The 15,344-nt window shown below is 63.1% G+C and carries 10 protein-coding genes; 8 read left to right on the forward strand and 2 right to left on the reverse strand.

Annotation, left to right across the window (positions count from 1 at the left end; all coding sequences use genetic code 11):
* The coding region (locus QM672_RS19615; RefSeq protein ID WP_415084582.1) for a beta strand repeat-containing protein at positions 1 to 4,979 on the forward strand (4,979 nt) is incomplete at its 5' end.
* 73 nt (positions 4,980 to 5,052) lie between these two features.
* Here QM672_RS19615 and QM672_RS19620 read toward each other — a convergent pair.
* Positions 5,053 to 5,574 carry a MarR family winged helix-turn-helix transcriptional regulator gene (locus tag QM672_RS19620; protein WP_415084584.1) on the reverse strand — a complete coding sequence of 174 codons (522 nt, stop codon included), beginning with the start codon at positions 5,572 to 5,574 and terminating at the stop codon, positions 5,053 to 5,055.
* 80 nt (positions 5,575 to 5,654) lie between these two features.
* Here QM672_RS19620 and QM672_RS19625 point away from each other — a divergent pair, with 80 nt between their 5' ends.
* The 7 genes from QM672_RS19625 (at position 5,655) to QM672_RS19655 (ending at position 13,246) form a co-directional block, all read left to right on the forward strand.
* Positions 5,655 to 6,386 (forward strand): DUF899 domain-containing protein, encoded by a 732-nt coding sequence (locus tag QM672_RS19625; protein WP_415084586.1) that lies wholly within the window; start codon positions 5,655 to 5,657, stop codon positions 6,384 to 6,386.
* A 123-nt stretch (positions 6,387 to 6,509) separates the two neighbouring features.
* Positions 6,510 to 7,280 carry a VOC family protein gene (locus tag QM672_RS19630; protein ID WP_367625400.1) on the forward strand — a complete coding sequence of 257 codons (771 nt, stop codon included), beginning with the start codon at positions 6,510 to 6,512 and terminating at the stop codon, positions 7,278 to 7,280.
* A 280-nt stretch (positions 7,281 to 7,560) separates the two neighbouring features.
* On the forward strand, positions 7,561 to 8,565 hold the full coding sequence (gene denD, locus QM672_RS19635) for a D-erythronate dehydrogenase (protein WP_367625401.1): 1,005 nt from the start codon (positions 7,561 to 7,563) through the stop codon (positions 8,563 to 8,565).
* Positions 8,566 to 8,812: 247 nt separating this feature from the next.
* The gene (locus QM672_RS19640) at positions 8,813 to 9,784 is read left to right on the forward strand and encodes a 2-hydroxyacid dehydrogenase (protein ID WP_311944458.1); all 972 of its coding nucleotides are present in this window, start codon (positions 8,813 to 8,815) and stop codon (positions 9,782 to 9,784) included.
* A gap of 621 nt (positions 9,785 to 10,405) precedes the next feature.
* Positions 10,406 to 11,800, forward strand: a complete 1,395-nt coding sequence (locus QM672_RS19645) for a porin (protein WP_415084589.1) — start codon at positions 10,406 to 10,408, stop codon at positions 11,798 to 11,800.
* Between the two features lie 321 nt (positions 11,801 to 12,121).
* A complete protein-coding gene (locus QM672_RS19650; RefSeq protein ID WP_311940138.1) occupies positions 12,122 to 12,424 on the forward strand; it encodes a helix-turn-helix domain-containing protein in 303 nt (100 codons plus the stop codon).
* 93 nt (positions 12,425 to 12,517) lie between these two features.
* Complete coding sequence (locus QM672_RS19655; RefSeq protein WP_311940136.1) at positions 12,518 to 13,246, forward strand: GntR family transcriptional regulator; 729 nt, start codon at positions 12,518 to 12,520, stop codon at positions 13,244 to 13,246.
* Positions 13,247 to 13,254: 8 nt separating this feature from the next.
* Here the strand turns inward: QM672_RS19655 and tkt are convergent, their stop codons facing one another.
* The gene (tkt, locus tag QM672_RS19660) at positions 13,255 to 15,279 is read right to left on the reverse strand and encodes a transketolase (protein ID WP_311940135.1); all 2,025 of its coding nucleotides are present in this window, start codon (positions 15,277 to 15,279) and stop codon (positions 13,255 to 13,257) included.
* Positions 15,280 to 15,344: the final 65 nt, after the last annotated feature.

The raw sequence follows: 15,344 nt of genomic DNA on the forward strand, positions 1-15,344 counted from the left end.
AGCTCGACACCAACACCACCAATCTCGCCAATGCCGCGGTGAAGTATGACGACCCCGCGGTGAAGGACAGGATCACGCTCGGCAATGCCGGCACGCCGGTGGCCATCGGCAATGTCGCCAATGGTGTGGCGGCCACTGACGCGGTCAATGTCAGCCAGCTCGACGCGGTCAGCCAGACCGCGAACAAGGGCTGGAACCTCTCCACCAACAAGGGCGCAAGCACCAGCAACATTGCGCCGGGCGGTACGGTCGATCTCAGCAATACGGACGGCAATGTCGTGATCGGCCAGTCCGGGCCGAACGCGACCTTCGACCTCGCCTCCAACGTGAAGATCGCCAACAGCCTGTCCGTCGGCGCGGTGACGATCGATACGACCAGCGTAGTGGTGGGCGCGTCCAAGCTCGACGCGACCGGCCTGACGATCACAGGCGGGCCGAGCGTGACGACTGCCGGTGTCGATGCCGGGGGCAAGAAGATCACCAACGTCGCCAATGGCGACGTGACGGCGACCTCGACCGATGCGGTCAACGGTTCGCAGCTCTTCGCCGTGGTCGGCAATGCCACCGCCAATGCGGTGCAGTATGACGACGCCACCAAGACCAAGATCACCCTTGGTGGTGCCGGCGCGACGCAGCCGACCCAGATCACCAATCTCGCCAATGGCGCGGTTGCGGCAGGTTCGACCGACGCGGTCAACGGCTCCCAGCTCTATGACGTGCAGCAGACCGCCAACATGGGCTGGAACCTGACCGCCAACGGCGCCAACTCCTCCAATGTTGCTCCCGGCAGCACGGTCGATCTCAACAACACCGACGGCAATCTCGCCATCACCAAGACCGGCAACGCCGTCACTTTCAACCTGTCCAAGGATGTCACGGTCGACAGCGTCACGTCCGGCAATTCCAAGCTCGACACCAGCGGTCTCACCATCGCGGGCGGCCCGAGCGTGACGACGGCCGGCATCGATGCCGGCAACAAGGCGATCACCAATGTGGCCGCCGGCACCAATGCCACCGACGCGGTCAATCTGAGTCAGCTCAACAGCGTCTCCACCTCGGTGACGAATCTCGGCAACAACGTCAACAATCTCGGCAATTCGACCGCTTCGACCATCGGGGGCGGCACGACCTACGATCCCAACACCGGCACGCTGTCAGGCTTCAGCCAGAATGTCACCGCGGTCGACGGCAAGGGTAATGCGGCCGGTGCGCCGACCCAATACACCACGGTGTCCAATGCGCTGACTCAGCTCGACACCAATACGACCAATCTCGCCAATGCCGCGGTGAAATACGACGATCCGGCGATCAAGGACAAGATCACGCTGGGCGGCATCGGGGCATCGGACCTCACCCTGATCACCAATCTTGCCAAGGGCAATATCAGCGCCACCTCGAGCGATGCGGTCAACGGCTCGCAGCTCTACGCGGCCTCGAACTCGATCGCCGACAATTTTGGGGGCGGCTCGGTCGTGAACCCGGACGGCACGGTGAGTGCACCGAACTACAATATCGGCGGCAACACCTATAACGATGTCGGAAGTGCGCTGAATGCCGTGAGTTCGACGGCGAGCGCGGGCTGGAACCTGTCGACCGGCGGCGATACCGCGGGCAAGAGCAATGTCGGTCCCGGCGGCACGGTGGATCTGAGCAACACCGACGGCAACATCGTCGTCGCCCATAACGGCTCGAACGCCACCTTCGACCTCGCCAAGAGCATCACACTCGACAGCGTCACGGCGGGCGGCAACACGCTCGACGCCACCGGCTTGACCGTGGGCAACACCACGGTGACCACCGACGGTCTCACCATCACCGGTGGGCCCAGCGTGACCACCGCAGGCATCGACGCAGGCAACAAGAAGGTCACTAATCTCGCCGACGGCAGTGATCCCAATGATGCGGTCAATTTCAGCCAGCTCAACACCGTCGCGACGTCGGTGACCAATCTCGGCAATAACGTCAACAATCTCGGCTCGACGACGGCCTCGACGCTGGGCGGTGGGGCAAGCTATGATCCTGCTACCGGCAAGATCGCTAATTTCAGCCAGAACGTCACGGCTGTTGACGGCAAGGGCAATGTCGGTGCCAGCACGGCCTATACGACGGTGGCCGGGGCGCTGACGCAGCTCGACACCAACACCACCAACCTCGCCAATGTGGCAGTGAAGTATGACGATCCTGCCACCAAGGACAAGATCACCCTGGGCAATGCCGGCACGCCGGTGACCATCGGCAATGTCGCCAACGGTGTGGCGGCCAATGATGCGGTGAATGTCAGCCAGCTCCAGGCCGTGGGCAACAATGCCAATGCCGGCTGGAACCTGTCGACCGGCGGCGATACCGCGGGCAAGAGCAATGTCGGTCCCGGCGGCACGGTGGATCTGAGCAACACCGACGGCAATATCGTCATCGCCCATAACGGCCCGAACGCCACCTTCGACCTCGCCAAGAGCATCACGCTGGACAGCATCACGGCGGGCGGCAACACGCTCGACGCCACCGGCCTGACGGTGGGAGGCACCACGGTGACGACGAACGGCCTGACCATCACGGGCGGGCCGAGCGTCACCACCGCAGGCATCGATGCCGGCAGCAAGGCGATCACCAATGTCGCAGCCGGCACCAACGCCACCGACGCGGTGAATGTCGGCCAGTTGCAGACGGTGAGCAATGCCGCCGGCAATCTCGGCAATTCGACGGCGTCGACCCTGGGGGGCGGCACGACCTATGACCCGGCGACCGGCACGCTGTCGGGCTTCAGCCAGACCGTCACGGCGATCGATGGCAAGGGCAATGTCGGCACGACCACGGGCTACACCACGGTAGCCGGCGCGCTGACGCAGCTCGACACCAACACCACCAACCTCGCCAATGCTGCGGTGAAGTACGATGATCCCGCGGTGAAGGACAAGATCACGCTCGGCAATGCCGGCACCCCGGTGACGATGACCAACCTTGCCAACGGTGCGGTGACGGCAGTCTCGAGCGATGCGGTAAATGGCTCGCAGCTCTACGCCGTGCAGCAGACGGCCAACAAGGGCTGGAACCTCTCGACCAACAACGGGTCGACGACCGCCAATGTGGCGCCCGGCGGCACGGTGGATCTCAACAACACCGACGGCAACATCGTCATCAGCCAGTCCGGCTCGAACGCCACCTTCAACCTCGCCAGCGCCATCACGGTTGCCACTCTCACCGCCAACAGCGTGACGACCGGCAATGCGACGCTCGACACCAACGGCCTCACCATCACCGGCGGGCCGAGCGTGACCACCAACGGCATCGATGCCGGCGGCAAGAAGATCACCAATATCGCCAAGGGTGACGTGTCCTCGACCTCCACCGATGCCGTCAACGGCTCGCAGTTGTTCAGCCTGGGCAATTCGGTGGCAAGCGGCCTTGGCGGCGGCTCGAGCTTCGATCCCAGCAGCGGCACGGTGATCACCAGCCTCAACTATGGTGGCAGCACCTTCACCTCGGTGCAGAGCGTGCTCGACAAGATCGGCGGCTCCATCAATGGCGGTGGCATCAAATATTTCCACGCCAATTCGACGGAGGCGGACAGCGTCGCCAGTGGGGATGGTGCTGTAGCGATTGGTCCGAAGTCCGTGGCGAGCGGCGCCAAGTCGATCGCCGCGGGCAACGATGCCAACGCGGGAGGTGCTTCATCCGTCGCGGTCGGCAATGGTGCCGAGGCCAGCGGCAATGACTCGATTGCGACAGGCACCCAGGCCAAGGCTAGCGGCGAGGGGGCGATCGCCACCGGTAAGAATGCCGAGGCGAGCGGTACCGGTTCCACCGCCATGGGCTCCGGCAGCAAGGCCACGGCTGATGGCGCCACGGCGGTCGGCGCCAATTCGAGCGCGACGACGGCCAACTCGACCGCGATCGGCAATGGCGCCCAGGCCTCGGCCAATGAAGGCGATGTCGCGCTCGGTGCTGGTTCGGTGACCTCGACGGTGATCAACACCACGGGCACGACGATCAACGGCACGCCCTACACCTTTGCCGGCACCAATGCGACCAGCACGGTGAGCGTCGGCTCGGCGGGCAATGAGCGCACGGTCACCAATGTCGCGGCTGGCCAGATCTCGGCGACCTCGACGGATGCGGTCAATGGCTCGCAGCTCTACGCCACCAACCAGGCGATCGAGGCTGCCAACCAGCAGGTCACGCAGCTTGGCAATAACGTCAACAACCTCGGCACCTCGACGGCCACGACCATTGGTGGTGGCGCGACATACAACTCGACCACAGGCAAGATCGAGAACTTCAGCCAGGGCGTGACCAAGATCGACAAGAATGGTGATGTCGATGCGAATGGTCCCACGCAATACAGCAGCGTGTCGGATGCGATGACGCAGCTCGATCAGAACACGACCAATCTTGCCAATACGGCGGTGAAGTATGACGATCCCAGCAAGACCAGCGTCACCTTGGGCAACGCCGGCACACCAGTGACCATCAACAATGTTGCCAATGGCGAAGTCTCAGGCGCTTCAAAACAGGCCGTCAATGGATCGCAGCTTTATGGCACGGCCAGTTCAGTGGCGGCCGCTCTAGGCGGCAACACTACCGTTGATGCCAATGGTCAACTCACGGGCACTAAGTATCAACTGAGCACAGGCACATACAATGATGTGGGAAGTGCGCTGACCGCCCTCGACAAGCGCTTCGACGGCATCGGCGGCAGCATCGCCAATCTGCAGAGCCAGGTGTCCAACAACCTCAAGGAAGCCCGGCAGGGCATCTCCCAGGCCATGGCGGCCTCGGCTTTGCGCTACGACGACAGGCCGGGCAAGGTCTCGGCCGCGGCAGGCATGGCGGTCTATCACCGCCAGGTCGGCCTCGCCGCCGGCCTGGGCTGGACCTCGGAGGACGCCAAGTGGCGCGCCAATATCGCCGGCACCTATTCGGCGGGCGGCCGCAAGCCGGACTTCGGCGTGATGGGCGGCCTGTCCTACACCTTCAATTGACGGGGACGGCGTCGCGCCCTGTCGACACGAGGCCCCGGGAAACCGGGGCCTTTGCCTATGCGGGGGCAGCGGTTTAGCAGAGAGCGGCGAGATCCTGCCTGAGGCGGATGGCCTGGCCGCCCGCCAGCGCCGTATCCAGCAGGGCATGGCTCTCCTGCCAGATCGGCACGGCCCGCGCCAGCAGCGACCGCCCCGCCGCGGTAAGCGCGAGCAGGCGGGACCGCCGGTCCGCCGGATCGCGCAATATCTGAACGAGGCCGCGGGCCTCGAGCCGCTTGAGGGCGGCGGTGAGGGTGGTGCGATCCATGGCCAGCAGTGCCGCCACCGGCCCCATTGGCGGCGGGGCAGGGCGGTTGAGCGCCATTAGCAACGAGAACTGGCTGTTTGTCAGCCCGACCGGACGCAGGGCGTCGTCGAAGCGGCGAGCCAGTGCCCGCGCCGCGCGCTGGACGTGCAGGCACAGGCAAGTATCGCGCACGAGCAGGGTCGTCGCGAAGGGAACGAGGGTTTCCTGCGTGCCCTCCGCGTCCGGGGGATCTGCCTCATCGAGGCCCGGCTGGGATGAAAAGCGCCGATGATCGGTGTGTTTTGACATGCACTAATAATGTTGATATCAACCTATTTAGTCAAGCGATCCAGAATCCGCTATCCAGGAACTGCTGCAGGGAGGTCGACATGCCAGCCCATCAGGTCGTGTCTCGGGAAGAATGGCTGACGGCGCGCAAGGCGCTGCTGATCAAGGAGAAGGAGGCGACGCGGGCACGCGACCGGCTGAATGCCGAGCGCATGGCGCTGCCTTGGGTCAAGGTCGACAAGGCCTATCTTTTCGACACGCCCCAGGGGCGGCGTACGCTCGCCGAGTTGTTCGAGGGCCGCAGCCAGCTGATCGTCTACCATTTCATGCTGGGCCCCGACTGGGATGCCGGCTGCACCGGCTGCTCCTTCCTGGCGGATCATCTCGACGGCGCCGTGGCCCATCTCAACCACCACGACGTTACGCTCACCGCCGTCTCGCGGGCGCCGCTTGCCAAGATCGAGGCCTATAAAGAGCGCATGGGCTGGCACTTTCCCTGGGCGTCGGCCTTCGGCAGTGATTTCAATTTCGACTATCACGTCTCCTTCAGCCGGGAGGACCTGGCGGGCGAGGAGATCGTCTATAATTTCACCAGCCAGCCGAGCGCCCAAGGCCATGACGAATTGCCCGGGCTGAGTGCCTTCTACAAGGACGAGCAGGGCGAGGTGTTTCACAGCTATTCGAGCTATGCCCGCGGTCCGGAGGAACTGATCGGCACTTTGATGATCCTCGACCGCGCACCCAAGGGGCGGAACGAGGCTTCGACCATGGATTTCGTGCGGCGGCATGACGAATACGAGGACAAGCCCGCTGCACATGGCTGCTGCAGCTGACACCCGTTTCGATGGCTATCGCCAAGGGGCTGTGATCGGGCCGCCATGGTCTCGGCCTATCGTCCCCTGCCAAGAAATCTGATCCGCAATCTGATCCGAAACCGACATCAAAGGGAGCCCGTCATGTCCGTCACGCATGGAAGCTTTGTCTGGTACGAACTGATGACCACGGATGTGAAGGCGGCGGCGGCCTTCTATAGCGCCGTGCTGGGCTGGGATGCGGCCGATTCCGGTATGCCGGGCCTCACCTACACGCTGTTTTCCAACAAGGGCGCGCTCGTGGCCGGCCTCATGGACATTCCGCCCGATGCTGCCGCCCGCAACGTGCCGCCGAACTGGACCGGCTTCGTGGCCGCTGACGACGTCGATGTCTCCGCGGCCGAGGTGGTGAAGCTCGGAGGCCAGGTTCATCGTGCGCCGGATGACATTCCCGGCGTCGGCCGCTTTGCCATTGCCGCCGATCCCTATGGAGCCGTGTTCGGCCTGTTCAAGGGGCAGGGGGAACCGCCGGAAATGCCGGGCCTGGGCACGCCGGGCCATATCGCCTGGCGGGAACTGCATGCCGGCGACGGGCCCGGCGCCTTCGAGTTCTATTCCAGGCTGTTCGGCTGGGAGAAGCACCAGGGCCTCGATATGGGGCCGATGGGGGTCTATCAGCTCTATGGCCAGAACGGCACCGATTATGGGGGCATGATGACCCGCACCAAGGACATGTGCGGGCCGATGTGGGTCTACTACATCCAGGTCGACAATATCGACGAGACGGCCAAGCGCGTCACAGACAATGGCGGCAAGATCCTGATGGAGCCGATGGAAGTGCCCGGTGAGATGTGGGTGATCCAATGCCGTGATCCGCAAGGGGCCCTGACGGCGATGGTCGGGCCGCGTTCCTGATCGTGTCCGCTAACGCGAATGATGGCGAGGCCCCGGAAGCGATGACGGGGCCTTTGTCATGCGCCACCATGTCCTTGTTTAATTTGTAAGACAAGAATTGGCCCAATTTGTAAGACAAGAACTTGCCTCACCTCGGCAAAGGCCTTATCGCTAGGCTGAGAAACGGCGGATTCGAGCCGTCTTCGGGCCCAGAACGGGCATCATGAGACAAAAGATGCGGTGCGATGCGCGAGGCTTCGGCTGGGTGTTTTCGGTCGCGGGGAAATGACGAGGCGAGGCGATGAAAGTCCTGATCCTGGGTGCGGCCGGCATGGTGGGCCGCAAATTGCTGGAGAGCATGAGCCGCGACGGCAAGCTTGGCGGCAAGTCCGTCAGCGAAGCATTGCTCAGCGACGTCGTGCTGCCCCAGGTTCCCGCCGGTCTGCCGTTCGCCTGCAGCGCCAGCCAGGACGATCTGCCGGTGCCCGGCACGGTCGAGCGTCTGATCGGCACTCGTCCCGATGTGATCGTCCATCTCGCCGCCATCGTCTCGGGTGAGGCGGAGGCCGATTTCGACAAGGGTTATCGCATCAACCTGGAAGGCACCCAGCGCCTGTTCGAAGCGATCCGCCAGGCCCATGGCGATGCCCGGCCGGGCGAGGGCTATTATCCGCGCGTGATCTTCTCCTCCTCCATTGCCGTGTTCGGCGCGCCCTTCCCGGAGCGTATCGGCGACGAGTTTTTCAACACGCCCCTGACCTCCTATGGCACGCAGAAGGCGATCGGCGAGCTGCTGCTGGCCGATTACAGCCGCCGTGGCTTCTTCGACGGCATCGGCATCCGCCTGCCGACCATCGCGGTGCGCCCCGGCAAGCCCAACAAGGCAGCCTCGGGCTTCTTCTCGGGCATTTTGCGCGAGCCGCTGAATGGGCAGGAAGCCATCCTGCCGGTCTCGGACGATGTGCGCCATTGGTTTGCCAGCCCTCGCTCGGCGGTCGGCTTCCTCCACCATTCAGCGGCGATCGACACGGCCCGCCTGGGCGCGCGCCGCAATCTTTCCATGCCCGGCCTCTCCGCAACGGTGGCCGAGGAGATCGAGGCCTTGCGCCGGGCCGCCGGTGACAAGGCCGTGGCGCTGATCAAGCATCAGCCCGATCCCGTGATCGAGAAGATCGTGGCGGGTTGGCCGCGCGACTTCGACACGGCGCGTGCCCTCGAACTCGGCTTCGTCGCCGATCGCGACATGGACGCCATCGTGCAGGCCCATATCGAGGACGAGCTTGGCGGCAAGCTGCCGGCCCTCTGAGCAGGCGCTTTCCTGGAGCGTCGTACCGAAAAGTGAATGCCGATTTTCGGTAAAAACGATGCAGCAACAATAGTCCATGGCGTGGGATCTGACTTCGAAAATCAGATCCCACGCCATGGATCTGCCTGCCTGCCGGAGCTTCTCGTTCCAATGCATTTTGCGATTTGGTGATTTCGCCAGACCGCAAAACGCTTTAGGTCTTGGCGCTATCCTTCGATCCATTCCATTCCCTGAGAGTTCCCTCGGCATGTCCGCACCCGATCTTCTGATGCCCAAGCCCATGCTTGCCCAAACGGTCGAGGCCTTGGATCAGGCCTTTACCGTGCACAAGCTCTGGCTGGCGGATGATCCCGATGCGGTGCTGGCGAGGATCGCCGACCGGGTGCGCTTCCTCGCAGCTGGCGGCCATGCCCATGTCGACGAAGCGCTGATCGCTGCTTTACCCAAGCTCGAAATCATCGCCAATTTCGGCGTCGGCTATGATTCCGTCGATGCCGCCGCGGCGGCACGGCATGGCGTCGTCGTCACCAACACGCCCGAAGTCCTCAACGAGGACGTCGCCGATCTCGCCATGGCCTTGCTGCTGGCGACCATCCGCGAAGTACCGCAGGCCGACCGCTTCCTGCGGCAGGGCAAATGGCTGAGCGAAAACTATCCATTGACGCCGGCGACGCTGCGCGGGCGCACGCTCGGTATCGTCGGCCTGGGGCGGATCGGCAAAGCCATCGCCCGCCGCGCCGAGGCCTTTGGCCTGAAGATCGCCTATTACGGGCGCCGGCGCCAGGCGGATGTCGCCTATGCCTACCACTCCAGCGTGAAGGCGCTGGCGGAGGCGGTGGATACGCTGATGATCATCGTCCCCGGCGGGGCGGAGACGCGCCATCTAGTCGATGCCGAGGTGCTCAAGGCGCTCGGCCCCGACGGCGTGCTGATCAATGTCGCCCGCGGTTCTGTCGTCGACGAGGGCGCCCTGATCGAGGCGCTACGCAATCGCACCATTCTCGCGGCGGGGCTCGACGTCTTCGCCGACGAACCGCAGGTGCCCGAAGCGCTGGTGGCGCTCGACAATGCGGTGCTGCTGCCGCATGTCGGCTCGGCCACCATTCACACCCGCCGGGCCATGGGCCAGCTGGTGGTCGACAATCTCGTCTCCTGGCGCGATGGCAAGGGGCCGCTGACGCCGGTGTCCGAGACGCCCTGGCCCCGAGAGAAGGCCTGACGGCCGTCAGCTTCAGCCATAGACAAGACAAGCAAGCACCGCTGGACCATCGGTCCGGCGGTGCTTGCTTGTGTCTGATGCGGAGAGATTTCTCGTCTCGTTGCATGGCATGCCACCTGCAAGCAAAACGGGATATCGGATAGGAACTTTTCCGAACTCATTCCGGCATCGATGTGCGGGGGCGGTGGATCGGTAAGTCTTATATTACCACATGGAAACTGATTGGCCTGCAATGACGGGCTTGTGGTGTCTTTTGCTAAGAGATAGAGGTTTCGTGTATTAATTTTATGTGTTCCAATTATAAAACACCGAAATAAACTTATATTTTGTTGGTATATTAATTAGATATACCCTTAAGGGTAGTCGATTCTTTGGTGTAAGCTACGATGCTCTGGATGTGTCTTTTGAGTGACACATATTCGCCAAAATGTTTTCTGTCGGTGCCAAGGTAGAAAAACTCTATTGTGGCGCTTTCTAGAATATCGCACCTTCATTGCGACGATTCACGTGGCGGCCAAGTGCTTTCCAAGCATGCGCCAAGTTCGGTCGGCTGTTGCGAGTGGGGTGTCATGACAAGAAGTCCCCTCGTGCAAGTAAAATAATGTCCCGGAGGGGGTTTTGATGACGATTAAATCCGCACTTCTCGGCGCTGCTGCAGGCATCGCCGCCATCGGCGCCGCCCAGGCTGCCGACCTGCCCATGACCAAGGGCGAGGCCGTCGAATATGTGAAGGTCTGCTCGGCCTTCGGTCCCGGCTTCTTCTACATCCCCGGCAGCGATACCTGTCTGAAGATCGGCGGCGAGATCCGCGCCGATTATCGCGCGTTCGGCGGCGACCGGGTGGGCATCAATACGGCTCCGACATCCATCAACAATGTCTTGACCAATGTTGGGCAGAACCGGAATGATGATCGCTCGGCCTTCAACACGCAGGCCCGTATCTGGTTCGACGCCCGCACCGAGACCGATTGGGGCGTGCTGCGCTCCTACTTCCAGATCAATGCCGACTCTCATCCGATTTCGGCTCAAGGTCGTGGCGGCACCTACAACGGCAACACCTTCACGATCGACAAGGCCTTCATCCAGTTCGGTGGCCTGACCGCTGGTTACGCCCATTCGTTCTTCGGCTTCTACGACAACGAGTATGGCGATACGATCTGGGCACCCTACTACGCAGAAACCAGCACGGTTAACCTCATCGCCTACACCGCTCAGTTCGGCGGTGGCTTCAGCGCCACGCTGTCGATCGAAGATGGCCGCGACCACCGTGTCAACGACGTTGGCTTGGATAGCACGGTCCTCGGCTTCGGTAACAGCGTGGACATCAATCTGCAGGGCGGGCAACAGCTTCCGGACGTCGTTGGTCAGTTGCGCTATGATGCAAGTTGGGGATCCTTGGCCGTCCAAGGAGCTCTCCACCAGCTGCGCTCGCCCGAGACTGTTGACGTGACGGCGACGTTGGGTGGCAACACTGGCACTCTTTCCATCCCGACGACTCACGACAACAAGTACGGCTTTGCCATTGGCGGTACCGCCCTCATTAAAATACCGGTCATCGACGGCGGCCATTTTATCGTTGAAGGTCAGTATGCCGATGGCGCTACCGAGTATCTCGGTGTCAAGAACAGCCTGGGCACGCTCATCGGCTTGTCGGACCTCTTCCCCTCGTCGATCGGGCCCGGAGGTATCTCGGGCTATGACACGACCAAGGGCTGGTCGATCGTGGCCGAACTCGGTGGCAATATCACGCCGCAGCTCAACGCCAATCTGGTGGGCAGCTACATCGACGTGAAGGCGGACGGCATTCTGCGCAACGTTGTTCCGGGTATCGATATCTCGCTCAAGGAATACTCCATCGCGGGCAATCTGACCTATACGATCGTCAAGGGCCTCTCAGTGGCGGGCGAAGTCTCCTATACCCACACCAAGCAGGAAGTTGGCATCGGGCCGCTCGGGTCTTTGGATGGCTCCGCTAACTCCTGGCAGGGTGGTGTTCGCCTGAAGCGCACCTTCTGATCCGAACGAAACGATCTGAGAGCGGGGCCTGGCGTGAGCCGGGCCCCGCTTGGCCTATTGTGCTTGCGGTCTTGAAGTTGTGCTGTGCGTTTTGGCAACGTCCTCAAGAAATTGTGATGTTACGAATTTGATCTGTAACGCTGAATGCATTCCGGTATGGTAACGTATATTGGAGTGCCTTACGTATAGCAGTTGAAGTCCAGTGCATTTTGCGGAGTCTTCCCGGTTCTGGAGAAGTCGCGATGAAATATTTGAGAATGTTTGCTGAAAGAGTTCCAGGCAATGTAGCGCGATCTCACCAGGCGTGAAGTGAGTGAAGAAATGCAGGAAAGAGCGAGCCGTCCCTTCCAGAAGAACTCCACATCGCTCCAGATCGATTGGAAGCGATTTGGCGACGATTTGCGGAATGCGCGCGCCGCGCGCGGGCTGACCTATCGACAGTTCGGCGCACTTACGGGTGTGACCTTCAGTACGCTGGCGCGGCTCGAATCCTCCTACCTGCCCTGCAATGCCGAAACCTTCATGACGCTGGCGGTGGAAATGGGGCGTGATCCCCTGGCCTATGCGATCCGCGGCAATGCCAGCGCGAGCGGTGTGCTCGCCCAGGAGACGGATGCTGCGTGATTGAGGTGCTGCGAAAGCAGGACCAAGCATGCGCTGTTGCTGGAGCGGTAAAGCTGGTAGGGTCGCGCATCCTTCTCGCCGATTTGCCGCTTCATGCTCGATCGTTCCACGCCGGTTCCCCTTTATTTTCAACTCGCCGAAACCCTGAGGGCCGGAATTTCGCAAGGCCTCTACGCCGCGGGTGAGAGACTTCCTTCCGAACATGAGCTGTGTGCCCGTTACGACATCTCGCGTAGCGTCGTGCGCCAGGCCCTGCAGTCGCTGGCGCTGCAGGGATTGATCGAGACCGAGCGCGGCCGTGGTGCCTTCGTGCGCGAACGCAGGGTGCCGATCAATCTAAGCCAGCGCCTCGACCCGCTGCGGGAGGATCTGGCGCGGGCCGGCTTCAAGCTGAGCACGAAGATCCTGGCGCAGCGCCTGATCGAGGCCCCTGCGGCCATCGCCGAGCGCATAGGTGATGCCAGGGCCGTGCTGATCGAGCGCCTGCGCTATGCCGATGGCGAGGTGCTGCTTCTGGTGCGCAACTATCTGCCCTATGGCCGTGTGCCGGGATTGCTGACCTATCCCGGCCTCGACCAGGTCTCGCTCTACGAATGCCTCGAGCGGGATTTCGGCGTCATCGTCTCCAGCGGGCAGCGCACCGTGGAGATCGGCACGGCCGATGCCGAGATAGCCGGTCATCTCGGTCTCGATCCGGGGTCGCATGTGCTCTTCAACCGCGAACTGACCTATGACCAGGAAGGCAGGCCGGTGGAATATTACGAATCCTGGCACCATCCCGATCGCACGCGCCTGACCATCGAACTGCATCGGGCGCGCTGACGTCCTTCTCAGGTGCCGACCGCCAGCAGCGCCCTGGCCCTTGCCGCCACCGCCTCGGCCGTGAGGCCGAAATGCTGGTAGAGCAGCGGGCCGGGCGCGCTTTCCCCGAAGGCGTCGATGCCAACAACCGCGCCAGGGCCGCGCAGGAACTGATACCAGTAGATCGACGAGGCCGCTTCGACGAACAGGCTCGGCAGGCCCGGCGGCAGGACGGCGTCGCGATAGGCCGCCGACTGCTCTGCAAAGATGTTCGCGTTGGGGATCGATACCACCCGGGCATGGATCCCCTCGGCCGCGAGATGCGTCGCCGTTTCGGTGACGAGGCCGAGCTCGGAGCCGGTACCAGCAAGGACGAGATCGGGGCGCTGCGTTGGCTCCGAGAGGACATAGCCGCCGCGCCGGATCGCCTGCCGGTGTTCCCCGCTGTGCGTGATGGCTGAGCCGTCCTGGCGGGCGGCGACGATGACGCTGGGACCCTCGCGGCCCACCGCGTCTTCCCAGGCGAGCAGCGCTTCGAGCTCGCTGCCGGGGCGCCAGAGCGACAGGCCGGGAATGGCGCGCAGGGCAAGGAGCTGTTCGGCCGGCTGGTGAGTCGGGCCGTCCTCGCCGACCCCGATGGAATCATGCGTATAGAGAAAGATCGCCTTCAGCTTCATCAGGGCTGCAAGGCGCACGGCGTTGCGGGCGTAGTCGCTGAAGACGAGATAGGTCGAGCCGAAGGGGATCAGGCCGCCATGGGCTGCCATGCCGTTCATCACGGCGGACATGCCAAATTCTCGGACGCCGTAATGGATGAAATTGCCGGCGAAATCCCCCGGCAGGATCGACCTGGAAGCGGCGGTCCAGGCCAGGGTGGACTGGCTGAGGTCAGCCGAGCCACCGATCAGTTCCGGCAGCAGCGCGGTGAAGCGGGCGAGAACCTTGCTGGAAGCCTTGCGCAGAGGCTGGCGGGCTGGCGGTTCCGCCAGCAGGGCATCGGCATAGGCTGCCACGACGGAAGCAAAAGCGACTGGTGCTTCGCCGGCCATGCGGCGCTGCAGCTCCGCGGCAAGATCCGGATGGGTCGCCCGGTAGCGGGCGAACAGGGCCTCCCAGGCTGCCTGCCTGTCCGCTCCGCGCTTGCGCGCATCCCAGCCGGCGCGGATGGGAGAGGGCACTTCATGCGGCGGATAGCGCCAGCCCAGCGCTTCGCGGGTTGCCGTGGCCTCGGCAGCGCCCAATGGGGCGCCATGAACTTCTTCCTTGCCCTGCTTGGTGGGCGCGCCGAAGCCGATAATGGTGCGACAGCAGATCAGGCTCGGCCTGTCATGCACGCCACGCGCTTCCTCGATCGCGGCCTCGACGGCGCCGGGGTCATGGCCGTCGACATCAGAGACCACGTGCCAGCCCAGCGCCCGGAAACGCGCCGGCGTGTCGTCGGCGAACCAGGCCCTGACTTCGCCGTCGATGGAGATGCCGTTGTCGTCATAGAAGGCGATCAGCCGGCCGAGACCGAGTGCGCCGGCGAGCGAAGCGGCCTCCTGCGCCACGCCTTCCATCAGGCAGCCATCGCCGACAAAGACGTAGGTGTGATGGTCGATGACGGGAAAATCGTCGCGGTTGAATTCGGCCGCGAGCTTGCGCTCGGCGAGCGCCATGCCGACGGCATTGGCGAAGCCCTGGCCGAGCGGCCCGGTGGTCGTCTCCACGCCGGGCGTGATGCCGTATTCGGGATGGCCCGGCGTCCTGGATCCAGGCTTGCGATGGGCCTTGAGCTCCTCGAGGGAGAGGTCGTAGCCCGACAGATGCAGCAGGGAATAGATCAGCATCGCGCCATGGCCGTTCGACTGCACGAAACGGTCGCGGTCGATCCAGCTCGGGTCGGCCGGATTGTGCTTGAGGAAGCGATTCCATAGCACCTCGGCGATATCGGCCATGCCCATGGCGGTGCCGGGGTGACCGGTCCCGGCCGCCTCGATGGTATCGACGGTCAGGAAGCGGATGGCGTTGGCGAGGTCGCGCTGGGAGGGGGCAGGTCGTTCGTCGAAGCTCATGGCGTTTCCTGTGCGGTCGGCTGGTCCATTCAGGGCGAGCTGGTTTCGCTTCTTGTAATCCTGTC

The sequence above is a fragment of the Labrys sp. (in: a-proteobacteria) genome (assembly GCF_047605565.1).
GTDB lineage: Bacteria > Pseudomonadota > Alphaproteobacteria > Rhizobiales > Labraceae > Labrys > Labrys neptuniae.